Source organism: Streptomyces sp. NPDC057002 (assembly GCF_042673825.1).
Taxonomy (GTDB): Bacteria; Actinomycetota; Actinomycetes; order Streptomycetales; family Streptomycetaceae; genus Streptomyces.
The window spans coordinates 21,739-43,855 of the sequence record NZ_JBHURZ010000015.1 but is presented as its reverse complement, the minus strand read 5'-3'; the positions used below and the strand labels follow the sequence as shown (position 1 = coordinate 43,855).

At 71.6% G+C, this 22,117-nt stretch carries 25 protein-coding genes; 15 read left to right on the top strand and 10 right to left on the bottom strand.

What is annotated here, in order from left to right; all coding sequences use genetic code 11:
• Positions 1-124: 124 nt before the first annotated feature.
• The 3 genes from ACFT32_RS43190 to ACFT32_RS43180 form a co-directional block, all read right to left on the bottom strand.
• Positions 125-1,159, bottom strand: a complete 1,035-nt coding sequence (locus tag ACFT32_RS43190; RefSeq protein WP_382500179.1) for a LacI family DNA-binding transcriptional regulator — start codon at positions 1,157-1,159, stop codon at positions 125-127.
• Between the two features lie 211 nt (positions 1,160-1,370).
• On the bottom strand, positions 1,371-1,577 hold the full coding sequence (locus tag ACFT32_RS43185) for a DUF5999 family protein (protein ID WP_382500177.1): 207 nt from the start codon (positions 1,575-1,577) through the stop codon (positions 1,371-1,373).
• Positions 1,578-1,993: 416 nt separating this feature from the next.
• Positions 1,994-2,578, bottom strand: a complete 585-nt coding sequence (locus ACFT32_RS43180) for a hypothetical protein (RefSeq protein ID WP_382500175.1) — start codon at positions 2,576-2,578, stop codon at positions 1,994-1,996.
• A gap of 563 nt (positions 2,579-3,141) precedes the next feature.
• On the opposite strand from ACFT32_RS43180, the gene ACFT32_RS43175 reads away from it, so the two are divergent.
• Together ACFT32_RS43175 and ACFT32_RS43170 are read left to right on the top strand one after the other, a co-directional pair.
• Complete coding sequence (locus ACFT32_RS43175; protein ID WP_382500173.1) at positions 3,142-4,659, top strand: glutamate-cysteine ligase family protein; 1,518 nt, start codon at positions 3,142-3,144, stop codon at positions 4,657-4,659.
• Positions 4,660-4,796: 137 nt separating this feature from the next.
• Positions 4,797-5,600 carry a CPBP family intramembrane glutamic endopeptidase gene (locus tag ACFT32_RS43170; protein WP_382500171.1) on the top strand — a complete coding sequence of 268 codons (804 nt, stop codon included), beginning with the start codon at positions 4,797-4,799 and terminating at the stop codon, positions 5,598-5,600.
• A gap of 17 nt (positions 5,601-5,617) precedes the next feature.
• On the opposite strand, the gene ACFT32_RS43165 is transcribed toward ACFT32_RS43170, so the two are convergent.
• Positions 5,618-6,436, bottom strand: a complete 819-nt coding sequence (locus ACFT32_RS43165) for a PhzF family phenazine biosynthesis protein (RefSeq protein WP_382500169.1) — start codon at positions 6,434-6,436, stop codon at positions 5,618-5,620.
• A 159-nt stretch (positions 6,437-6,595) separates the two neighbouring features.
• Between ACFT32_RS43165 and ACFT32_RS43160 the strand changes: the two genes are divergently transcribed.
• From ACFT32_RS43160 to ACFT32_RS43150, 3 genes are all read left to right on the top strand, one after another.
• Positions 6,596-7,264 carry a HEAT repeat domain-containing protein gene (locus ACFT32_RS43160; protein WP_382500167.1) on the top strand — a complete coding sequence of 223 codons (669 nt, stop codon included), beginning with the start codon at positions 6,596-6,598 and terminating at the stop codon, positions 7,262-7,264.
• 6 nt (positions 7,265-7,270) lie between these two features.
• Positions 7,271-8,275 (top strand): MerR family transcriptional regulator, encoded by a 1,005-nt coding sequence (locus ACFT32_RS43155; protein WP_382500165.1) that lies wholly within the window; start codon positions 7,271-7,273, stop codon positions 8,273-8,275.
• Between the two features lie 94 nt (positions 8,276-8,369).
• Positions 8,370-9,005 (top strand): PadR family transcriptional regulator, encoded by a 636-nt coding sequence (locus tag ACFT32_RS43150; RefSeq protein WP_382500162.1) that lies wholly within the window; start codon positions 8,370-8,372, stop codon positions 9,003-9,005.
• Between the two features lie 67 nt (positions 9,006-9,072).
• Here ACFT32_RS43150 and ACFT32_RS43145 read toward each other — a convergent pair whose 3' ends face one another.
• On the bottom strand, positions 9,073-9,501 hold the full coding sequence (locus ACFT32_RS43145) for an SRPBCC family protein (protein WP_382500160.1): 429 nt from the start codon (positions 9,499-9,501) through the stop codon (positions 9,073-9,075).
• 217 nt (positions 9,502-9,718) lie between these two features.
• On the opposite strand from ACFT32_RS43145, the gene ACFT32_RS43140 reads away from it, so the two are divergent.
• From ACFT32_RS43140 to ACFT32_RS43130, 3 genes are all read left to right on the top strand, one after another.
• On the top strand, positions 9,719-10,318 hold the full coding sequence (locus ACFT32_RS43140; RefSeq protein WP_382500158.1) for a Clp protease N-terminal domain-containing protein: 600 nt from the start codon (positions 9,719-9,721) through the stop codon (positions 10,316-10,318).
• 86 nt (positions 10,319-10,404) lie between these two features.
• Positions 10,405-11,409 (top strand): DMT family transporter, encoded by a 1,005-nt coding sequence (locus tag ACFT32_RS43135; RefSeq protein ID WP_382500156.1) that lies wholly within the window; start codon positions 10,405-10,407, stop codon positions 11,407-11,409.
• Positions 11,410-11,625: 216 nt separating this feature from the next.
• The gene (locus tag ACFT32_RS43130; protein WP_382500154.1) at positions 11,626-12,567 is read left to right on the top strand and encodes a DMT family transporter; all 942 of its coding nucleotides are present in this window, start codon (positions 11,626-11,628) and stop codon (positions 12,565-12,567) included.
• A gap of 87 nt (positions 12,568-12,654) precedes the next feature.
• Here ACFT32_RS43130 and ACFT32_RS43125 read toward each other — a convergent pair whose 3' ends face one another.
• Positions 12,655-13,341, bottom strand: a complete 687-nt coding sequence (locus ACFT32_RS43125; protein WP_382500151.1) for a pyridoxamine 5'-phosphate oxidase family protein — start codon at positions 13,339-13,341, stop codon at positions 12,655-12,657.
• Positions 13,342-13,377: 36 nt separating this feature from the next.
• Between ACFT32_RS43125 and ACFT32_RS43120 the strand changes: the two genes are divergently transcribed.
• On the top strand, positions 13,378-14,733 hold the full coding sequence (locus ACFT32_RS43120; RefSeq protein ID WP_382500149.1) for an aminotransferase class I/II-fold pyridoxal phosphate-dependent enzyme: 1,356 nt from the start codon (positions 13,378-13,380) through the stop codon (positions 14,731-14,733).
• Here the strand turns inward: ACFT32_RS43120 and ACFT32_RS43115 are convergent.
• Positions 14,724-15,683, bottom strand: coding sequence for a DMT family transporter (locus tag ACFT32_RS43115; RefSeq protein ID WP_382500147.1), 960 nt, complete (start codon positions 15,681-15,683; stop codon positions 14,724-14,726). The two genes, ACFT32_RS43120 and ACFT32_RS43115, sit on opposite strands and share 10 nt — an antisense overlap.
• Positions 15,684-15,758: 75 nt before the next feature.
• Between ACFT32_RS43115 and ACFT32_RS43110 the strand changes: the two genes are divergently transcribed.
• On the top strand, positions 15,759-16,661 hold the full coding sequence (locus tag ACFT32_RS43110; protein WP_382500145.1) for a LysR family transcriptional regulator: 903 nt from the start codon (positions 15,759-15,761) through the stop codon (positions 16,659-16,661).
• A gap of 26 nt (positions 16,662-16,687) precedes the next feature.
• Here ACFT32_RS43110 and ACFT32_RS43105 read toward each other — a convergent pair whose 3' ends face one another.
• A complete protein-coding gene (locus tag ACFT32_RS43105; RefSeq protein ID WP_382500143.1) occupies positions 16,688-17,158 on the bottom strand; it encodes a pyridoxamine 5'-phosphate oxidase family protein in 471 nt (156 codons plus the stop codon).
• 137 nt (positions 17,159-17,295) lie between these two features.
• On the opposite strand from ACFT32_RS43105, the gene ACFT32_RS43100 reads away from it, so the two are divergent.
• Positions 17,296-17,946, top strand: coding sequence for a cysteine hydrolase family protein (locus ACFT32_RS43100; protein ID WP_382500141.1), 651 nt, complete (start codon positions 17,296-17,298; stop codon positions 17,944-17,946).
• Here the strand turns inward: ACFT32_RS43100 and ACFT32_RS43095 are convergent.
• On the bottom strand, positions 17,933-18,421 hold the full coding sequence (locus tag ACFT32_RS43095) for a Rieske (2Fe-2S) protein (protein WP_382500139.1): 489 nt from the start codon (positions 18,419-18,421) through the stop codon (positions 17,933-17,935). The genes ACFT32_RS43100 and ACFT32_RS43095 overlap by 14 nt on opposite strands.
• A 196-nt stretch (positions 18,422-18,617) precedes the next feature.
• Between ACFT32_RS43095 and ACFT32_RS43090 the strand changes: the two genes are divergently transcribed.
• The gene (locus ACFT32_RS43090; protein WP_382500137.1) at positions 18,618-19,373 is read left to right on the top strand and encodes a HipA family kinase; all 756 of its coding nucleotides are present in this window, start codon (positions 18,618-18,620) and stop codon (positions 19,371-19,373) included.
• Positions 19,370-19,783: a DUF3037 domain-containing protein gene (locus tag ACFT32_RS43085; protein WP_382500135.1), complete on the top strand. Its 414-nt coding sequence runs from the start codon at positions 19,370-19,372 to the stop codon at positions 19,781-19,783. Before ACFT32_RS43090 ends, ACFT32_RS43085 begins: the two co-directional genes overlap by 4 nt.
• Before the next feature lie 24 nt (positions 19,784-19,807).
• On the opposite strand, the gene ACFT32_RS43080 is transcribed toward ACFT32_RS43085, so the two are convergent.
• Positions 19,808-20,230 carry an excalibur calcium-binding protein gene (locus ACFT32_RS43080; RefSeq protein WP_382500132.1) on the bottom strand — a complete coding sequence of 141 codons (423 nt, stop codon included), beginning with the start codon at positions 20,228-20,230 and terminating at the stop codon, positions 19,808-19,810.
• 230 nt (positions 20,231-20,460) lie between these two features.
• On the opposite strand from ACFT32_RS43080, the gene fabG reads away from it, so the two are divergent.
• Positions 20,461-21,222, top strand: coding sequence for a 3-oxoacyl-ACP reductase FabG (gene fabG, locus ACFT32_RS43075; RefSeq protein ID WP_382500130.1), 762 nt, complete (start codon positions 20,461-20,463; stop codon positions 21,220-21,222).
• A 12-nt stretch (positions 21,223-21,234) separates the two neighbouring features.
• Positions 21,235-21,993 carry an SDR family oxidoreductase gene (locus ACFT32_RS43070; RefSeq protein WP_382500128.1) on the top strand — a complete coding sequence of 253 codons (759 nt, stop codon included), beginning with the start codon at positions 21,235-21,237 and terminating at the stop codon, positions 21,991-21,993.
• Positions 21,994-22,117 lie beyond the last annotated feature (124 nt).

Sequence of the window (22,117 nt, the reverse complement as noted above, 5' to 3'; positions counted from 1 at the left end):
TGCCTGGACAACCGGTCCGGCAGGCCGCCTGCGGCCGGGGGGGGCGGTGCTGTTCGACCAGGGAGCGGAAGGGGCCTGGCGGGAGCGGGCCGCGCTCGCGCCGGCAGGACCGGATCCCGGGCCGTCAGCCCCGCCCGGCCGGTGGCATCGTGCTGGACCGCACCACCAGGTCCGTGCCCAGTTCCACTCGTGGGGAGTCCGGTTGTTCTTCGTGGGTCAGGCGGAGGACCGTGCGGGCGGCCAGTTTGCCCATGTCGGCCAGGGGCTGGCGGATCGTGGTCAGTGGGGGAGCCGACCAGCGGACTTCCGGAAGGTCGTCGAAACCGACCACGCTCATGTCCTGCGGCACCCGCAGCCCGCGCCGCCGCAGTGCCTCGATCGCGCCGAGTGCCATCTGGTCGCTGGCCGCGAACACGGCGGTCGGCGGCTCGGGCAGGTCGAGCAGGGTGTCGCAGGCGGTGAAGCCGGACTCGGGGCGGAAGTCGCCGGGGACGACGAGGGACGCGTCCATCACGACACCGGCGCCTTCGAGGGCCGCCCGGTAGCCGTCCAGCCGGGCCCGGGAGCACAGCAGGCGCGGCGGGCCGGCGATCAGGCCGATCCGGCGGTGGCCGAGGGACAGCAGATGCTCGGTGGCGGCCATGCCGCCCGACCAGTTCGCGGCGCCGATCGTGGGCGCGTCCAGGGCGGGGGAGCCCGCCGGGTCGACGACGACCAGCGGGACGCCGAGGATCCGCAGCTCCTCGTGGAGCATCGGCTCCAGCGCCGACGTGACGAGGATGACGCCGTCGGAGGCACGGGCCCGGAGGTTGCGCATCCACTCGCGGGCGTCGCCCGACCGCCCGTGGATGGCCGACACCACCGTGCCGACCCCGGCCGCGTGCGCGACCTCCTCCACCCCGCGGATGATCTCCACGGCCCAGGGACTGTCGAGATCGTTGAAGACCAGGTCGAGCAGGGCCGCACGGGTGCCCGGGGCCGCGGGGCGCTTGCGGTAGCCGTGCCGGCGGAGCAGTTCCTCGACCCGGGCCCGGGTCTGCGGCGACACGTCGGACCGGCCGTTGACGACCCGGGACACGGTCGGCACGGATACGCCGGCCTGCCGGGCGATCTCCGTGATCGTGACCCTGCCCTCGGCGTCGGCCTCACGTGCTGCCACTTGCCCCACCTCCGTCGACGGGTGACCGCGAAACTTCCAGGAGTCTTCCGGAAAACGGGCATCCGTGGGAAGGCGTACGAGCCGGGAACGGGAAGTCGCGGCGGGTGACGGGGAGTGACGACCCCCGGACATACGTCGGGGCCGGTTCGCAGGGTCTCCTGCGGCCGGCCCCTCATATCTGCGGGCGGGTCGTCACCCCGCCCGGCGGCCCTCAGGCAGCCGTCATCACCTGGCTGCCGGCCAGCGGACGGTGCGGGGCGATGATCCGGCCGTCCGGCAGAAGCTCACCGGTGTCCTCGAAGAGCACCACGCCGTTGCACAGCAGGCTCCACCCCTGCTCCGGGTGGTGCGCCACGAGATGGGCGGACTCCCGGTCGGCGGATTCGGCTGTCGGGCAAGGTGTCTGGTGCTGGCACATGGGAGGGATCTTTCGCTCTGTCGTGATGGGTGAGGTGACTGAGTTGTCTGAGTCGGTCGTCGTGTCTGTTCCGCGGCTAGAAGTGTCGTTCATGGCCGCCCCCCGTGATAAGTGGTCGGAACCCAGTGTTGCCCCACGGGCGTCATTCCGCAGGGATTTCGCGGCACCGCTTCTCATAGATTCAGGACGCGTCACCCGCGCGGACGGTTCATCCCAACTGGACTGTCACTTCGGGTGGTTCGCAGTGGCCGGATAGGGCTAGTCACGTGGGGGCGGGGGCCATTTCCGGCTCGTACGAGCTATTGGGTGCTCGTACGAGCGATAAAAAGCCCGCACCCCGTCGCCAGGAATTCGGTGACGGGGCGCGGGAGGCTTCACATGGGGTGTTTCAGGCGGGGTGTTTCGGGCGGGGTGTTTCAGGCGGGTGAGCCGAGCAGTCGCGTGGGAGTCGCCCGGTGGGTCAGCACCGGGAGGAGTTCGGCGACGCGGTGCGGGCGATGTGCCGCGATGCCGGGAGGCGCGGGTGCCAGCGGGACGAGGAGGTCGGTGGCGGCGGGGTGGCCGGCGGCACCGTCGGCGGTGCAGTCCTCGTGCAGCCAGAGCGTCAGCATGTACAGGCTGGGCACCGAAAGCAGGCGGGGCTGGTACGGCTGCGGCATCGTCTCGGCCTGGCGCAGGGCGCGCTCGGTGGAGGTGATGTACGGGCCTTCGAAGAAGTGGGAGAAGGCCCAGCCGTCGGGGGTCAGCATGGTCTCCGCCGCGGCCACGGCCCGCTCGCCGCAGCGGATCAGGAAGCGCCACCCGGCCAGCCGGGTGGCCGACACCCCCTCGGCCGTGACTCGGTCGAGGACGTGGACGGGCAGTGGGAGCTCGGCTGCGACGGGTCCCTGGGCGCGGAGCAGGGAGGGGGTTCGGGCCTCCCGGACCGCGGTCGGCGAGGAGAGCGCAGTCAGGACGGAACGGAGTGCGGGCGCGGGAGCCGGGGGGACATGCAGCGGCATGGTGGGTCGCCTCTCATTCAAAGGCACGGTGGCACGAGGGCGGGGGCGGACGGCGCTGTCTGCTCACGAGGGGTCGGCAGAGGCAGGGCCGGGTCTCATGAGCGAGAGGGGGGTGGGGTCCGCCGATCATCGACTCGACGGCAGGACCCATCGACCGTGGGCGCCAACTTTCTGCCTTGTTCGCGGAGTTTATACGACACGGGATCAGACTGTGTTTCGTCTAGCCGTTTCCGGTGAGTAGAACAAGGGTACATTCGGTCGGCGTTACGCGAGAATTATCCCGGTTTCAGGCGGGGGTGCGAGGTGATGACCTCGGTGAATGTCCGCGAACCGGTCGGCCCATTCTCGTCGGCGTTTTTCACGAGTTCGCGGACACCGGGCGGACGCCGAAACCTGCCCCGCGCGACATGCCGAGTGAATGTGCCACTGGTCACACGCGACCAGCGTAGCGGTCGGCGGACCCGTCCGGGACGTTATCGATCGCTTTCGCTGGGCATCCTCCACCTGACCGTGACCCCGGCGGCCGGATCTTCGGCCCGCATCATCCGAGGAGGGACGCTTCGATGGGGGAGAAGGTCGTGGCAGGACGGTTCGACCTGTCCGATCGCCAGCGCTACCGCGACAAGCTCCGTCGGTGTCTGACGGGCCTGGAGCGGCTCCTGGCGGAGAAGCGGTTCGATCGCCCGAAGAATCTCATGGGGCTGGAGATCGAATTGAATCTCGCGGGCGCGGACGGCATGCCGAAAATGTTGAATGCGCAAGTCCTTGAACGTATCGCGAGCCGGGACTTCCAAACAGAACTCGCCATGTTCAACCTGGAAGTGAACATTCCTCCACACCGCCTGGACGGCCGGGTATTCGACCGGCTCGGGGAGGAACTCCGCACGTCACTGGCATATGCCGACCGAAAAGCGGGCGAGGTCGACGCGGGAATCGTGATGATCGGCATTCTGCCGACCCTCGACCGGGACGACCTGGTGTCGTCGAACCTCTCCGACGTCGACCGCTACACCCTCCTCAACGACCAGATCGTGGCCGCCCGGGGCGAGGAGTTCACCCTCGACATCGCCGGCGTGGAGCACCTGACCTGCACCTCGAAGTCCATCGCGCCGGAGGCCGCCTGCACCTCCGTGCAGCTGCACCTCCAGGTCACCCCGGGCCGGTTCGCCGATGTGTGGAACGCGGCCCAGGCGGTCGCCGCCGCACAGATCGCCGTAGGCGCCAACTCGCCCTTCCTGTTCGGCCGCGAGCTGTGGCGCGAGTCGCGGCCCCCGCTGTTCCAGCAGTCCACCGACACCCGCCCGCCCGAACTCCAGGCCCAGGGCGTCCGGCCCCGCACCTGGTTCGGCGAGCGCTGGGTCACCTCGGCGTACGACCTCTTCGAGGAGAACCTCCGCTACTACCCGGCCCTGCTGCCGATCTGCGACGACGAGGACCCGCTCGAGGTGCTCGACCAGGGCGGCACGCCCTCGCTCGCCGAACTCGTCCTGCACAACGGCACGATCTACCGCTGGAACCGCCCGGTCTACGGCATCGCCGACGGAGTCCCCCACCTGCGCGTGGAGAACCGCGTCCTGCCCGCCGGGCCCACCGTCACCGACGTCGTCGCCAACGCGGCGTTCTACTACGGCGTCGTCCGCGCCCTCGCCGAGGAGCCCCGGCCGGTGTGGACCCGGCTGCCGTTCGAGGCGGCCGCCGCCAACTTCGACGCCGCGTGCAAGGACGGCATTGACGCCCGCTTCACCTGGCCCCGGCGCGGCAGGTACGGCGGCACCACGCAGGTCGACGCGGTGAGCCTCGTACGGGACGAACTGCTGCCGCTCGCCGAGGTCGGGCTGGACGCGTGGGGTGTCGAGCCGGCCGACCGCGACCTGTACCTGGGCGTGATCGAGGAGCGGTGCCGGCGCCGGGTGAACGGGGCGAGCTGGCAGGCCGCGACCTTCCACAAGGCGCTGGACGCGGGCCACACGCGGGAGGCCGCGCTGGCCGCCACCACCCGGCGCTACCGCGAGCTGATGCACCAGGGGGATCCGGTCCACACCTGGCCGGTGGGCCTGCCGGAGCCGGTGCCGCTGGGCTGACGCGCCGCCGGGGTGACATCCTGCTGCCTTCATACTGATCCGGCAGATTGATTTCGACAGATCGATTTCGACAGATCGTTTACGACAGATCGTTTACGACAGGTCGATTTCGACAGGCCGGTGAAGTGGAGGCAGGTGTGCAGGCGGAGGCGAGCCCGGTGGCCGACGATTCCATTCCCCAGCAGGGGCTCTTGCGGCGGATGCTCCGCAACGAGACCCTGCTGGTGCTGGCGCTCTCGCTGGGGGCGAGCGGAGTCTCCGCCCTGATCAGCTTCATCGGCTCGGTCACCAAGCCCGGCGGGCTCAAGGACCAGGCGGCCACGATGAACGCCTCGGCCGCGCCCGGCCGTCCCTGGCTCGACCTCGCCTGGCAGCTCTTCGGGATCACCACGGCGCTAGTGCCCGTCGCGCTCGTCGCGCACTTCCTGCTGCGCGAGGGCGCGAGTCTGCGCACCATCGGCTTCGACCGCACCCGCCCCTGGCCCGACCTCGGCCGCGGCGCGGCGATCGCGGCGGTCATCGGCAGCACCGGCATCGCCTTCTATCTGGCGGCTCGCGGCCTCGGCTTCAACCTCACCGTGGTGCCGGAGGCGCTGCCCGGCGTGTGGTGGAAGTACCCGGTGCTGATCCTCTCCGCCATCCAGAACGCGGTGCTGGAGGAAGTGATCGTCGTCGGCTATCTGCTGCGCCGCCTGGGGCAGCTGGGCTGGACCCCGATGGCCGCGCTGGTCGGCAGCTCGGTGCTGCGCGGCTCGTACCACCTCTACCAGGGCATCGGCGGCTTCATCGGGAACCTGGCCATGGGCGTCGTCTTCGTCTACCTGTACCGCCGCTGGGGACGGGTCGGTCCTCTCGTGGTGGCGCACTCGCTGCTCGACATCGGGGCGTTCGTCGGATACGCGCTGCTGGCGGGCAAGGTGGGGTGGCTCCCGACGGCGTGAATGAAAGCCCCGCCGTCTCAGGCCAGCAGCTCGCCCTCGATGACCGTCACCGCCCTGCCCGTCAGCAGGGTGCGGTCGCCGCGCAGTTCCGTGCGGACGCGGCCGGAGCGGCGTGAGGCCTGGAGGCCCGTGAGGCCGGGGCGGCCCAGGCGCTCGGACCAGAACGGGGCGAGTGCGGTGTGGGCGCTGCCGGTCACCGGGTCCTCGTCGATGCCGACATTCGGGAAGAAGCAGCGGGAGACGAAGTCGTAGCCCTGGGCCGGGTCGTCCGCGCGGGCCGTGGCGATGACGCCGCGCGCGGAGTGGGCCGCGAGGGCCTTGAAGTCGGGGGCGAGGCCGTGCACCGTCTTCTCGTCGGCGAGCTCGACGAGCAGATCGCCGACGTTCGGGCCGGTGTCGAGGATCGTCAGCGGCTCGGCACCCAGTGCCTCGGCGAGCCCGCGGGGCGGGTCGACCCGGGTGAGCGGAGCCGTCGGGAAGTCCAGCGTGACGGAGCCGTCGCCCGCGGGCGTGGCGATGAGGACGCCGCTGCGGGTCGCGAACCGTACCGGCCCCTCGTGGGCGCCGGTGGTGTGCAGGACATGGGCGGTGGCGAGGGTCGCATGGCCGCACATCGCGACCTCGGCGGCCGGAGTGAACCAGCGCAGCGCCCAGTCGGCCTCGCCGCCCTTGGGGAGGGGATGGGCGAAGGCCGTCTCGGCGTGGTTGACCTCCAGGGCGATGCTCTGCAGCCGGCTGTCGTCCGGGAAGGCGTCCGCGTCGTTCAGGAGCATGACCCCGGCCGGGTTGCCGGTGAAGGGACGGTCGGTGAAGGCGTCGACGATTCGAATCCGCATCCCCCGACGCTAGAGGCCCCTCCAGGTCGTGGACCAAGGCCAATTCACGAGTCCTGGCCTGATCGACCGGCTCGGCCCCCGCGGCGGCTGCCTCGGCGTGGCTCCGCTTGACCTTGACACGGTGACAAGCTCTTCACTGTGGCCGAGGAGGTGGTCGCGATGACCATGCCGAAAGAGGACACGAATCCGATGCGAGCTCTCCAGCGGCTGGAGAACGGCAACGCGTCGGTCCGGCTGCGGGCAGTGCTTGCCGTCGGCACGACCCCGGATCCCCGGTTTGTCGACCAGCTCATCGAGCGCTGCGCGATCGAGCCCGAGTTCCACGTACGCGACATGCTCACGTGGGCGCTCACCCGCCACCCGTCGTCCATCACGGTCCCCCGGCTCATCGATGAACTCCGCGCGGAGCGTCCGCAGGCACGAAGCCAGGCGTTACACACGCTGTCCAAGATCGGGGATCGGCGAGCGTGGCCTGCTATCACCCGGGCGCTGCTGACCGACCCCGACGACGAGGTGGCGCGGAGCGCCTGGCGAGCGGCGGTCGTCCTCGTGCCCGAAGGCGAAGAACCCGGGCTGGCCGGAGTGCTGGCGGCACAGCTCGGACGCGGCGAGCGTGAGACGCGGCTGAGCCTCAGCCGGGCGTTGATCGCGCTCGGAGAGGCGATCACGCCGGCCCTGCGCGCCGCGACGACGGATCCCGACCCTCGCGTGCGTGAGCACGCGATCGCCACGGAACGGCTGTGGCGCGACCCGGATGCCGGATTCGGGTTCGCGGTCGAGGAGGCGAAGCGCGTCGTGGCGCTCGGCTCGACCGGCCGGGAGGGATGACAGACAGTGTTGATCGGTGAGGTGGCACGACGGTCCGGGGTCAGCGCCCGCATGCTCAGGCACTACGAGTCGCTCGGCCTGGTGCGGCCGACCGGCCGTACCGGCGCCGGCTATCGCGCGTACTCCGGCGAGGACATCCGGCGGATCTTCCATATCGAGAGCCTGCGCTCCCTGGGGCTGTCGCTGCGTGAGGTCGGGCGCGCGCTGGACGATCCCGGCTTCCGGCCCTCGGAGCTCGTCGACGACCTCGTCCGCCGGACGCGAGAGCGCATCGCGAGTGAGACGGAGCTGCTCACGCGGCTCCGGCGGATCGGTGCCGCGGAACCCGCCGGCTGGGAGGACGTCCTCCAGACCGTCGGTCTCCTCCACGCGTTGGGATCGAAGAGCGCCGGGACGCGCCAACGCGCGGCCCTGTCCTCGGCCGAAGAGGTTCCGTGGCCCGTGGAAGCCCTGGTCGAGGCGGCGTTGAGCGAGACGGACCCGAACGTCGCGGGAGCCCTTCGATGGGCTCTGGCGCAATCGGGCGACGGCGGATCGGCCCTGCTCGCCGAGGGTCTCGGCTCACCCGTGGCCGAGGTCCGGAAACGGGCCGCACAGTCCCTCGTCGAGATGCCGGACGCTGCGGCGACCGCACTTCTGAAGGAGGCTCTCGGGCATCCCGACACGGTGGTCCGCGGATACGCGGCTCTGGAGCTCGGGGCGCGTGGAGTGGGGGCCGCGGTGCCGACGCTCATCGACATGGTCGTCGAGGAGAGGAACGACGTCGACGCGGCCGATGCGCTGAGCGCGCTGGCGAGTGATCCCGCCTCGGCGGAGCGGATCGCCACCGGGCTCGTCGACCGCCTCGCCCACGGCACCGCCGGACCGTCCGAGCGTCGGCGGCTGGCCCAGGCGCTCGCGGACATCCCGGGCCTCACGGCGTCCCGTGCCCTCGCGGATCTGGCCCGTGACGAAGACCGCGTCGTCGCACTGACGGCCACGTACATTCTCGGAATTCGCGACGCACGCTGAATCCGCTCGGCCGGCAGGGCCTTGCCATGCGAACACTACCGATATATCGTTGAAGCATCGCGACAGATCAACGATGGAATGGAGAGTGGTTGCGATGCGTACCCACGGTTACGAGCACGGACATGGCCACGGCGGATCGCGTCACGGCCGGGGCGGCTTCGAGGGGCTGCGGGCGGCCTTCGGGCCGTTCGGGCCCGGCGGTCCTGGTGGTCCCGGCTGGGGAGGGCCCGGTGGTCCGGGCTTCGGTCCCGGCCCCTGGGGCGGACGAGGGCGCGGCGGGCCGAGGGGAAGGGCGCGGCGCGGTGACGTGCGGGCCTCGATCCTCGCGCTCCTGAAGGACCGGCCCATGCACGGCTACGAGATGATTCAGGAGATCGCCGAGCGCAGCGGCGGGGCGTGGAAGCCCAGCCCCGGTTCGGTGTACCCCACCCTTCAGCTGCTGGAGGACGAGGGCCTCATCATCAGCGAGTCCGAGGGCGGCAAGAAGCTGTTCTCGCTCACCGAGGCGGGCCGCACGGCGGCCGAAGACGGGCCCGAGGCTCCCTGGGAGGAAGCCTCCCGCGGGGTCGACTGGGAGGCCCTCGGCGAGATCCGGCAGGCCGGCTTCGGACTGATGGAGGCCTTCGGCCAGGTCTGGAAGACCGGCAACAAGGAGCAGAAGGAGAAGGCGCTCGGCGTCATCAACGAAGCCCGCAAGAAGCTCTACCTGATCCTCGCCGACGAGGACTGAGGGACGGCCCTTCGCGGCACGGGTGCCCCCTGGAGTGATCCGGGGGGCGCTTCCTCGTGCCGGGGTGTCAGGTCACCAGCCCGTCCAGCTTGCGCAGTGACTCGTTCATGGCCGCCGTCGCCGAGTCCCTGAGCTTGCCCGCCATCAACGACACGGCCGCACCGGTGAACTCGCCGTCGATGCGGACCGTCGTCGCGTCGCCGTCGGGCGTGAGGGTGTAGCGCGTCGCGACGGTCACGCCCATCGGGCCCTGGCCGCGGATGGCGAGGACCCTGGCCGGTTCGAGTTCCTCGACGGTCCACTCCACCTCGGCCGGGAAGTTCATCAGCCGCATGTTCTCCTGGAAGGTCGCGCCCACTTCCAGGCTCTTGGGGCCGCCCGACGGGAAGCCGGTGTGGGTCGCGTTCCACTCGCCGTACGCGGACCAGTCCGTGAGCCTGGCCCACACCTTCTCGGCCGGGGCCCCGATGCGTGCCTCCGCGCTGACTTCGGCCATGCGACCACCTCTTCGTGTCGGGTGTCGCGGAACGTAGCCGTGGGGGCCGCAATGTTCAATACTGACGAACAGTCAGGCATGGTGGGTCCGCGGGCAGAACAGCCTGATGTCCTCCGTAAGGAGGAGATTCCGGCCAGTGGAGTCCACTTCCCGTGGGACGCGAAAATGCTCCCTTTCGCGGATGACCCGGGCTCGCGGGGCTGATGGGGTAGGGGATGTGCAACCCCGTATCCCCCGGCAGTCGGCCCCTGAGCACGGCATCCACCGCGCAGAGAACGATGCCAGGCTCAGTGACGAGCTGGCGTCGGTGATCGGTGGTGCCCGTCGCCGGGCGGTCAGGGACGGGGACCGGCAGATCGACACCGCCCATCTGCTGCACTCGCTGCTGGAGTCCGACCCCGAGGTGCGTGCCGTCTTCGGTGACGGACCGCGGATCGCGCGACTGCTGGGCTATCTCGTCCAGCGCAGCATCGGTTACGGCCTGCGCTGGCAGAGCGGTGTCGAGGACTCCGGCGCCGTCCCCGTGGTGACGGAGAGCGCGGGCTTCTCGCCGCTGGCCGCGGCGTCGATGGAGTACGCCTGTGAACGCGCCGCACGCCGCGGCGGACCGGCCCGCGGCATCGACCTGCTCGCGGCGATCGTCGTCGACCCGCAGGCGCGCGCGGTCGAGGTGCTCGCCCGCGCCGGGATCGACCCGCATGAGGTGCTCGCCCGGCTCGCCGACCGGCTCGGCAGGCCCGACGACCGGCTCGGCAGGCCCGACGACCGGCCCGGCAGGTCCGGCGAGTGGGCCGGAGGCGGCGGGACCACGTACTGACCGGTCCTGCCCGGAGCGTTCGCCCCCGTCCAGGCTGTGAGACAGGTGCCATAAGGGATGACGCTCCTGTCAGGGCCTGTCATCATGTGCCGGTGCGTACCTCTGAGAGCAGTCCGAACAGGCGCGGCAGGGGCATGGGGCTCGGCCTCGCGCTGCTGTCCGCGGTCGCCTTCGGCGGATCCGGAGTCGCGGCCAAGCCACTGATCGAGGCGGGACTCGACCCGCTGCACGTGGTGTGGCTGCGCGTGACCGGCGCCGCCCTGGTGATGCTGCCGCTCGCCGTGCGCCACCGCGCGCTGCTGCGCCGCCGCCCCGGACTCCTCGCCGGATTCGGGCTGCTGGCCGTCGCCGGTGTCCAGGCCTTCTATTTCGCGGCGCTCTCCCGTATCCCCGTCGGGGTGGCGCTGCTCATCGAGTACCTGGCGCCCGCGCTGGTGCTCGGCTGGGTGCGCTTCGTGCAGCGGCGGCCGGTGACACGTGCCGCCGCGCTCGGTGTCGTCCTCGCGGTCGGAGGACTCGCGTGCGTCGTCGAGGTGTGGTCGGGCCTCGGCTTCGACGCCCTGGGGCTGCTGCTCGCGCTCGGCGCGGCCTGCTGCCAGGTCGGCTACTTCGTCCTCTCCGACCAGGGCAGCGACGCCGGCGAGGAGGCCCCCGACCCGCTCGGCGTCATCGCCTACGGACTGCTCGTCGGCGCGGCCGTGCTGACCGTCGTCGCCCGGCCCTGGACCATGGACTGGTCCGTGCTCACGGGCACCGCGCGCATGGACGGCACACCCGTCGCCGCCGTCGTCCTGCTGGCCTGGATCGTCCTGGTCGCCACGGTCGTCGCGTACGTCACCGGCGTGGTCTCCGTGCGCCGGCTCTCCCCACAGGTCGCCGGTGTCGTGGCCTGCCTCGAAGCGGTCATCGCGACCGTCCTGGCCTGGGTCCTGCTCGGCGAGCACCTGTCGGCGCCGCAGATCGCCGGTGGCGTCATCGTGCTGCTGGGCGCGTTCATCGCACAGTCCTCGACGCCCGCGAAGGGCTCCGAACGGCCGGTGGCCGGCGGCGGCCCGGAAAGGGAGTTGTCCACGCCGGAAACGGCCGCATAGGGTGCCGATCATGCCGTCCGACGCACTCGTCCTTCCGCCTCCGGCCGCCTGAGGCGGGCCCTCCGGAAACCGCGCCCGGCGCGTAGCCGCCGGGCCGGACGGTGCTGCCCGCAGACGAAGTCCGCGGACCCCCGCTGATCCGGGGTCCTTCCCGAACTTCCGCGCACCCGCCGCCCGTTCCGCGCGGCGCGTCGTGCGCGTCTGCGGAGAGAACACGTGTCGAACACTGCCTCCGGCCTGCCCATCGGGCGAGGCCTCCTCTATCTGATCGTCGCCGGTGTCGCCTGGGGCACCGCGGGCGCGGCCGCCTCCCTGGTCTACCGGGCCAGTGACATGGGGCCCGTCGCCCTCTCCTTCTGGCGCTGCGCCGCCGGTCTGCTGCTGCTCGCCGTCCGCCTCGTACGGCCGCGCCCCGGGACCGCCGTACGCGAGCCGCGCGGCCGCCGGGCGCTGCGGGCCGGGGTCACCGGGCTCGGGCTCGCGGTCTTCCAGACGGCCTACTTCGCGGCCGTCTCCGCCACCGGCCTCGCCGTCGCCACCCTCGTCACCCTGGGCGCCGGGCCCGTGCTCATCGCGCTCGGCGCCCGGCTGACCCTGGCCGAACGCCTGGGCCGGGGCGGAACCGTAGCCGTCGTGGGTGCCCTCGCGGGGCTCGCGGTGCTCGTCCTCGGCGGCGGCGGCACCGCCGTACGCCCGTGGGGTGTGCTGCTCGCGCTGCTGTCCGCGGCCGGGTACAGCGCGATGACGCTGCTCACCCGCCGGTGGGGACGTGACGGCGAGGCCGACGCGTCCCGGACGACCGTCGGGGCCTTCGCCGTCACGAGCCTGTGCCTGCTGCCGTTCGCCTGGGCGGAAGGGCTGCTGCCGCACACGGAGGAGCCCGGGCGGCTCCTGGTGCTCCTGGTGTATGTCGCCGCCGTGCCCACGGCCCTCGCCTACGGTCTGTACTTCGCCGGGGCGGCCGTGGTGCGGTCGGCCACCGTCTCGGGGGTCATGTTGCTCGAGCCGGTGAGTGCGGCGGTGCTGGCCGTCGTGCTGCTCGGGGAGCGTCTCACGGTGGCGACGGTGGCTGGAACCCTGCTGTTGCTGGGTTCCGTCGCGGGGCTTGCGGTGGGAGAGGCGCGGGGAGCGCGGGGGAAGCCGGGAGTGCTTGTGTGACCGGCGGCTGCGGGTGGTCCGTGGCTGGTCGCGCCCACGCGGCGGAGCCGCGCATCAGCACAGCCCCGCGCCTCTGAGGGCGTGCGCTCAGAGGGACCGCAGATACTCGGGCAATTCGGTGCCGGGGGCCAGACCGGGGTCGGGGATCGGGGTGCCGTAGCTCTTCCGCACCGGGATCAGACCGGCCCAGTGCGGGAGGCCGAGGTCCTCCGTTTCGTCGTCCACGCCGCCGGTATGGACCTTGGCGGAGACCTCGTCCAGGTCCAGGCGGAGCACGGCGGTGGCGGCCAGCTCCTTCTTGTTGGCCGGCCGCGAGTCGGCGGAGCGGCCCGGCACGACGTGGTCGACCAGCGCGTCCAGGGCCTGCCGCTTCTCCTCGGGGTCCGTCACGTCGTGGGCGACGCCGTGCACCACCACGGAGCGGTAGTTGATCGAGTGGTGGAAGGCCGAGCGGGCCAGGACCAGTTCGTCGACGTGCGTGACGGTCAGGCAGACCGGGAGGCCCGGGTCGGCCTGACCGGCCGCCCGCAGCGGGCGCGAGCCCGTCGAACCGTGCACGTAGAGCCGCTCGCCGACCCGGGCGAACAGCGTGGGCAGCACGACCGGAGCGCCGTCGCGGACGAAACCGAGGTGGCAGATGTAGGCCTCATCGAGTACCGCGTGCACCAGTTCCCTGTCGAACGAGGCCCGGTCCGGGGAGCGCGTGGGGACGGTGCGGTCGGTCGGGGTGTAGGCGGTGGCGGGCTGCGACGGCGTCTGTGCGGTCCCCTGCATTGGCGCTCTCCATTGCACTAGTGCATAATCAGATTTGTGCTAGGAGAGTATCGGATCAGCGGGCGCCGCGCAGCGGACATCTCCGCGAGCGTGGAGCGGGCGGTGGGCAGCGGTGAGCTGCTGCCTGGTCAACTGCTGCCGCCCATGCGGGAGTTGGCGGAGCGGTTGAGGGTGAACCCCAACACGGTCGCGGCCGCGTACCGGACGCTGCGGGAGCGCGGGGTCATCGAGACCGCGGGCCGGCGCGGCAGCCGTGTGCGGTCGGCGCCGGCGACGACCGGGCGGGACCAGATCAGGGTGGACGTCCCCGAAGGCGTGCGTGATGTGGCGGCGGGCAATCCGGACCCGGCGTTGCTCCCGCCGCTCGCGGCCGCCTTCGCGGCGGCGGCCGCCGAGGCCGACCGTGCGCCCGTGCTCTATGGAGAGGACCCCGTGGAGCCGGAGCTGGCCCGGATCGCGCGGGCCGGCCTCGACGCGGACGGAGTGCCCGACGGGCCGCTCGCGGTGCTCTCCGGGGCACTCGACGGTGTCGAACGCGTGCTGGCGGCCCATCTCAAGCCCGGCGACACCGTCGCCGTCGAGGACCCCGGCTGGGGTCGCACCCTCGACCTGGTGCCGGCGCTCGGGCTCAGGACCGTCCCCGTCGGCGTCGACGACGACGGACCGTACGCCGAGGACGTACGCCGGGCGCTGGAGGCCGGGGCGCGGGCCCTGATCGTCACGGACCGGGCGCAGAACCCGACCGGCGCCGCGGTGAGTGCCGCACGCGCGCGTGCCCTGCGGTCCGTGCTCCGGGAGTACCGGGAGACCCTGCTGATCGAGGACGACCACGGCCACGGCATCGTCGACCTTCCCCTCCGCCCCCTGGCCGGCGTCACCCGGCACTGGGCCTTCGTTCGCTCGGCCGCCAAGGCCTACGGCCCCGATCTGCGCCTCGCCCTGCTCACCGGGGACGCCGTCACCGTCGACCGGGTCCGTGGGCGGCATCGCCTCGGGCCGGGCTGGGTGAGCCGGCTGATGCAGCGGGCCCTGGTGCGGCTGTGGGCCGACGGGGCGGTGGACACGCACGCGGTGGCGGCGTCGTACGGGCGGCGCCGGGAGGCACTGATCGAAGCGCTCGTCCGACGTGGGGTCGCGGCACACGGGCGCAGCGGGATGAATGTGTGGGTGCCCGTGCCGGACGAGACCGGAGCGGTCGCCCGGCTGCAGCACGCCGGCTGGGCGGTCGCCCCGGGAGCCCGCTTCCGGTTGAGCGCACCGCCCGGCATCCGGGTCACCGTCTCGACGCTCGCCGAGCACGAGAACGGCAGCGAGGGCGGGAGCGAGATCGAGATGCTGGCCGACGCGATCGCCTCGGCCCTCGGACCGGCTCCGGCGCGCGGTTACGTCTGAGGCCCCGGCCGCGTCCGGGGCTTCGGCCGGACCTGCGTGAGGGCCGCGCCGGTCAGGACGATCACCGCGCCGACCGGTGTCGACCAGGCGAGCGACTCGCCGAGGAGCGCGACGCCGGCGGCCGTGGCGATGACCGGGATGAAGTAGGTGACCATCTGGGCCGTCGTCGGGCCGACCTCGGCGACCAGGCCGTACTGGAGGAGCACGGCGAGGCCCGTGCCCAGGGCGCCCAGGGCGGCGATCGCCAGCAGCGGCACGATCGGCAGAGCGCTGGGCAGGGTGGTGAACAGCGGGGTGACAACGGCCAGTTGGACCGTCGCGAGCAGCAGCTGCGCACCGGTCATCGACAGGTGTGAGTGGCTCGCGCCGGCCAGGGTGCGGCGGACGTAGATCCAGCCGATCGGGTAGCTGAGGGAGGCCAGCAGGGCCAGTGCCGTACCGGTGGTGTCCAGGCCGTGGAAGCCCTGCCAGGCGCCCAGCACCGTGAGCACCCCCAGGAAGCCGAGCCCGAGGCCCGCTACCCGCACCCGGGTCGGGCGGTCCTCCGAGAGGGCGACCAGGGACAGCGCCATGCCCCACAGCGGCGAGGTCGCGTTGCAGATGCCCGCCAGGGTGGACGGGATGGTCAGCTCGGCGTACGCGAAGAGCGAGAACGGCAGGGCGTTGAGCAGGAACGCGGCGACCGTCAGATGCCCCCAGGTGCGCGCCCCTCGCGGCAGTCGCTCGCGGCGCACCGCCATCGCGGCGGCCAGCACCGCCGTACCGAACACCAGCCGGCCCAGCGTGACCTGGAACGGCGCGTAGCCCTGGGTGCCGACCTTGATGAGCAGGAAGCTGAAGCCCCAGATCAAGGACAGCGCGGCGAAGCGGAGACGCCAGTCGAGACGGCGCCGCGGCCGGCCGGGCGAGGCCTTGGTGAGCCGGCCGGGTGTGGTGGTGACGGTGGTCATGGCAGCCACGATGCTGGAGCGGAACCTCGTAGCACAATCGAGATTTCGCACGCGATATTGCGTAGCATCGCTTATATGTTGAACCTGGAGCGCCTGCGCACCCTCGACGCCCTCGCGCGGCACGGCTCGGTCAGCGGCGCGGCCGCGGGCCTGCACATCACGACCTCGGCCGTCTCCCAGCAGATGTCCAAGCTGGAGCGGGAGGTCGGCCGGCAGCTCCTCGCCAAGAACGGCCGGGGCGTGCGGCTCACCGACGCGGGCCGGCTGCTCGCCGAGCACGCCGCGCGCATCCTGTCCCAGGTCGAACTCGCCAGGTCCGACCTGGAGGCGCAGCGCGGGGAGGTCGTCGGCGAGCTCAGACTGTCGGCGTTCCCGACGGCCGCCCGTGGCCTGTTCCCCCAGGCCCTGTCCGCGCTGCGCGAGCGGCATCCAGCGCTCCGGCTGCGCTCCTGCGAGCTGGAACCGGAGCGCGGCATCGCCGGAGTCGTCCGCGGCGACCTCGACCTCGCCGTGGTGCTCGACTGGTACAACAAGCCGATGGCGCTGCCCGACGGCCTGGTCAAGGCGCCGATCCTGGACGACCCCGCCGATGTCGCCATGCCGGTGGCCCACCGGCTCGCCGGGCGGGACGAGGTGGACCTCGCCGAGTTCGCCGAAGACGAGTGGATCACCTGGGGCGAGGGCGAGTTCTGCCACGAGTGGCTGATGTTCACGCTCCGCTCGAAGGGCATCGAGCCGATCGTCGGCCATCGCGCCGCCGAGACCCATACCCAGCTCGGGCTGGTCGCCGCGGGCCTCGGGGTGTGCATCGCCCCGCTGCTCGGCCGCCACCCGGTGCCCGACGGGGTCGTGACCGTCCCGGTCAGGCAGCGGGTCCGGCGGCATGTGTACGTCGTCTGGCGTGCGGACGCCGACCGCCGCCCTTCGATCAGGGCCGCGGTCAAGGCCCTGCGGGCAGCGGGGGAGAACGTCGCCTGAGCGCTCCGCGCGGGTTACCGCGCTCCTCAGGCGGGCCCGAGCTTGCGGAAGTCCCAGGAGACGATCTTCTGCGGTGTCAGGCGTATCCAGGCGTGCCGGCCGTCGTGCGGCATCTCCTCCAGGCCGAAGTTCTTCCGGGCGAACAGCGTCTCCGGGACGTCGAGTTCGGCACGCAGCTCCCCGGTGCGCGGGATCTCTCCCACGAACTCGACGACGCCCGACAGCTCGGCCCCCCGCAGCTCGTCGTACTCCTCGCCGGTGTCCACCACGATCGCCACCCGGGGGTCGCGCCTCAGGTCGGTCCACCGCTTGCTGCGTACGACCGAGTACAGCCACATCGAGGCGCCGTCCCAGGCGAACCACAGCGTGCTCACGTGCGGAGCGCCCTCGGCCGAGATCGTGGCGACCCGGCAGGTGCGCTGCGTGGTGAGGAAATCGTCCAGCTCGCCGGGCGTCATCATGATCTTCCGGCCCCTGCGCTGCTGCGTGACGGTCATGCTCCCCCTCTTTCTTCTTCTCACGTCGTGTCAGAGGAGATCCTCTGACATCACGTCAGAAAAGAATGAGTGCTCTTCCGTCCGTTAGCAACGGTGGCTACGCTCGCCCGACCCGCCGCCGGCGCCCAGGGGGAACCGTGCCCTCGTACGAAGAGCTCAGCGAACTCCTCGATCCGCGGACCACCGTGCTGCTCACCGTCGAATGCCAGGAGGGCGTCGTCGGAACGGACAGCGCACTGCCCGAACTCGCCGCCGAGGCCCGCTCAGGCGGTGTGCTCGCCAATGTCGCCCGTCTGGTGGCCGCCGCCCACGAAGGCGGCGTCCAGGTCGTCCACGCCGTCGCCGAGCGCCGCCCCGACGGACGCGGCGCCAACCACAATGCCCGCCTCTTCCGGGCTGCCGCACGCCTGCCCGTCCAGCAGCTGTCCGGCACGCCGGCGGTGCGGGTGGCCGCCCCGATCGAGGTCGCCGATGAGGACCTCGTCGTACGACGCCTGCACGGGCTGTCGCCCCTCCAGGGCACCGATGTCGACCCGCTGCTGCGCAACCTCGGCTGCCGCACCCTGATCGTCACCGGCGTATCGGCCAACGTGGCCGTGCCCAACGCCGTGTTCGACGCCGTGAACCGCGGCTACACCGCCGTGGTCCCGACGGACGCCATCGCGGGAGTGCCGTCCGACTACACCCCCGCGATGATCCGCCACACCCTCGCGTTGGTCGCCACGGTCGCGACCACGGACGAGGTGCTGACGTGTCTGAAGCGTGCGCGTGAGGTCAGGCGAGCGTGATGGAGTCGCCGTTCACGGTCACCTGCTTCGCCTCCAGCGGCTTGACGGCGGGTCCCTTCTTCACACTGCCGTCGAGGACGGAGAACTGACTGCCGTGGCAGGTGCAGGAGATGATGTCGTCCTTGAGGTCCACCATCGGACAGTTCTGGTGGGTACAGATCGTCGAGAAGGCCTTGTAGTCGCCCGCGGCCGGCTGGGAGACCACGACCTTCTCGTCCTTGAAGATCTTGCCGCTTCCCTCGGGGATGTCGGCGGTCTTCGCGAGTGCCGCGCCACCGGCCCCCGCCTCGGGGGACGAGCCGCCGCCCTCGTTCGTCGCGCCGCCACCGCCGGCACCCTGTTCGGTGGACGGGTCGGACGCCTTGTCGTCCGATCCGCACGCCGTCAGCGCGACGGTGAGCCCCGCCGCGCCAGCTGCCGCCACCACAGCGCGGCGGCTCGGTCCGGACATCGGCTGAACTGATTCGCTGGTCATGCTGACGTTCCTTCCGGGGATTCGTGATCTGCGGAGAGGTACGGCCCTTGAGGACCGGCTGTTCAGACAATGCCGAGATCCTGACTCGTTCGCGGAAGCACGTGGGTAAAGCGGAGCTGTCGGTTCGCTGTCGGGTTCCGGCCCGCCGCCGCGAGGCCGTCGTCCGTACCGCCGTCCGCGTCAGTAACCTGGGGCGATGCTCAAGGAAGTGATCGCGACCCGTTTCATCGCGCCGCTGCGCGAGGGCGGTTCGCTGCCGGGACTCGTCGAGGCCGACGACCACGGGATGTACGTCCTGAAGTTCAGCGGCGCCGGGCAGGGCCGCAAGACGCTCGTCGCCGAGGTGGTCTGCGGGGAGCTCGCCCGCCGGCTGGGGCTGCGGGTGCCGCGCCTGGTCACGGTCGAGCTCGATCCGGAGCTGGGGCTGGGCGAGCCCGACCAGGAGGTGCAGAACCTGCTCAGGTCCAGCGGCGGCACCAACCTCGGCATGGACTTCCTCTCCGGCGCGCTCGGGTTCGACCCGCTCGCGTTCCGGGTGAGCTCCGAGGAGGCCGGGCGGATCGTCTGGTTCGACGCGCTGGTCAACAACGTCGACCGGTCCTGGCGCAACCCCAACCTGCTGATGTGGCGGGGCGAGGTGTGGCTCGTCGATCACGGCGCGACCATGATCTGGCACCACAACTGGCCCGGCGCGCAGGCCTCGGCGGCCCGCCCCTACGACGCCTCCGAGCACGCTCTGGCGCCCTTCGCGCCCGATGTCGCCGCCGCCGCGGCCGAGTTGGCGCCCCTGGTCACCGAGGACCTGCTCGCCGAGGTCACCGCGCGGATCCCGGACACCTGGCTGGCCGGCGAGCCCGGCTTCGACACGCCGGACGACCTGAGGCAGGCCTACGCACGGCCGCTGCTCGCGCGGGCCGCCGTCATCCACGACCGCATCCAGGGGACCAAGTGAGCGACCGGCACATCATCAGGGGCGGGACGCGGGACCGCCAGATCTACGAGTACGCCGTCCTGCGCGTCGTCCCGCGCGTCGAGCGCGGCGAGCGCATCAACGCGGGAGTCCTCGTCTACTGCCGTGCCGAGTCCTACGTCGGCGCGCGTACCCACCTCGACGAGGCGCGGCTGCTTGCACTCGACCCCCGGGCGGACGTGGCCGGCGTCCGGGCCGCGCTGCGCGCCGTGGAGGGCATCTGCGCCGGCGGCCCCGCGGCCGGCCAGGCCGCGACCGACGACCCGGGCCGCCGATTCCGCTGGCTCATCGCCCCCCGCTCGACGATCGTCCGGCCCGGCCCCGTACACACGGGGCTGACCACGGATCCGGCGGCGGAGACGGAGCGTTTGCTGGACTTGCTGGTCAGGTAATGGATCACATGCCCCGCCGGGTTGTCAGTACCGGCGGCGTTTCACCAGGTAACCGGCCGAGAGCGCGGCGCCCGTCGTAAAGGTGAGACCGATGCCGAGATCCCAGTCGCTCGGCCCTGTGGCCACCGCGCCCCCGAGTCCGCCGCGTACACCTTGGGACGGGGCGGTGGTGGGCGTGGTGGTGACCGGAGCGGACGGGTCGGCGGAGGTGGTCGGGGAGATGACTCCACGGCGGGGCAAGGCCTCACACGCGATGCCGTCGTCCGGGCCCTGGTCCTCGTCGAGTCTGTTGGGATCGCTCGGATCCGAGTCGAAGACGGCTTGCGCGTCCTCCTGGAAGGAGAAGTTGCCGCAGTCCAGGTCCTGTCGGGCGTGAGCGGGGTCGGCCAATGGCACGATCGCGGCGATCGCGAACAGCGTGCCTATGGCACCGGTGCGACGGCGCATGGAGCGCCTCCCTTCCGGCCACGAGTGGCTCGCGCTTCGACGTTAGGGTCCGAGGACCGCGGCGGCGCGCAGCCGTAGGCCGATCGGGTGTCCGGGGGTGTGCCGCCGGGCCGGGTGGCTCGGGTAATGGATCACACGCACCCCGTCGGCCGTTGACACCGCGTGCCAGGGCTTCTAGCGTCACACCCACTGAAGGTACTAAGCGGTCGCTCACCTGAGGAGAAGCAGCCATGTCCACCACTGAGCAGCGGGTCGCCGTAGTCACCGGTGCCGCGCGCGGTATCGGTGCCGCCACCGCCGTACGACTGGCCGCCGAGGGCCGCGCGGTCGCCGTGATCGACCTCGACGAGGCCGCCTGCAAGGACACCGTCGAGAAGATCACCGCGGCGGGCGGCAAGGCCATCGCGGTCGGCGCCGACGTCTCCGACGAGGCCCAGGTCGAGGCCGCCATCGCCCGTGTCGCCGCGGAGCTCGGCGCGCCGACGATCCTGGTCAACAACGCGGGCGTGCTGCGCGACAACCTGCTGTTCAAGATGAGCGTCTCCGACTGGGACACCGTCATGAACGTGCACCTGCGCGGCGCCTTCCTGATGTCCAAGGCCTGTCAGAAGCACATGGTGGACGCGGGCTTCGGCAGGATCGTCAACCTGTCCTCGTCCTCCGCGCTCGGCAACCGCGGCCAGGTGAACTACTCCGCGGCCAAGGCCGGTCTGCAGGGCTTCACCAAGACCCTCGCCAAGGAACTCGGCAAGTTCGGCGTGACCGCCAACGCCGTCGCCCCCGGCTTCATCGCCACCGAGATGACCAAGGCCACCGCCGACCGCGTCGGCATGGGCTTCGAGGACTTCAAGGCCGCCGCCGCCACCCAGATCCCGGTCGCCCGGGTCGGCGAGCCGGACGACATCGCCAACGCCATCGCCTTCTTCACGGGCGAGGCGGCCGGATTCGTCTCCGGCCAGGTGCTGTACGTGGCCGGCGGACCGCTCGACTAGAGGACGACAGACATGACTTCCGTGGAACTCTCCGGCAAGGTCGCCCTCGTCACGGGCGGCAGCCGCGGCATCGGCTACGGCGTCGCCGAGGCGCTCGTCGCGCGCGGCGACCGCGTGTGCCTCACCGGCCGTAACGAGGACTCGCTCAAGGAGGCCGTCGAGCAGCTCGGCGCCGACCGCGCGATCTACGTCGCGGGCAAGGCGCACGACGAGGCCCACCAGGCCGTCACCGTCGAGCGCACGATGGAGGCCTTCGGCCGCGTCGACTTCCTGGTCAACAACGCCGGCACCAACCCGGTGTTCGGGCCGATCGCCGACCTCGACCTGGACGTCGCGCGCAAGGTCTTCGAGACCAATGTGGTCTCCGCGCTCGGCTTCGCCCAGAAGACCTGGCACGCCTGGCAGAAGGACAACGGCGGCGCCATCGTCAACATCGCCTCGGTCGCCGGCCTCTCGCCCTCGCCGTTCATCGGCGCCTACGGCATCAGCAAGGCGGCGATGATCAACCTGACGGTGCAGCTCGCGCACGAGTACGCACCCAAGGTACGGGTCAACGCGATCGCCCCGGCCGTCGTGAAGACCAAGTTCGCGAAGGCCCTGTACGAGGGCCGGGAGGAGGAGGCCGCAGCGGCCTACCCGCTCGGCCGGCTCGGCGTGCCCTCCGACATCGGCGGCGCGGCCGCGTTCCTCACCTCCGGCCAGTCCGACTGGGTCACCGGCCAGACGCTCGTCGTGGACGGCGGCATCTTCCTCAACGCCGGCACGGGCTGACGCACGCGGCTCGGCACGGGCGCCCGTGGACGCGAGCGGCGCCCGTGCCGACGTAAAACCCTCGCAAAGGGCGATGACAACGTCGTCAAAGGTTTATCGATCAAGGAGTCATGCACCGGGGAGG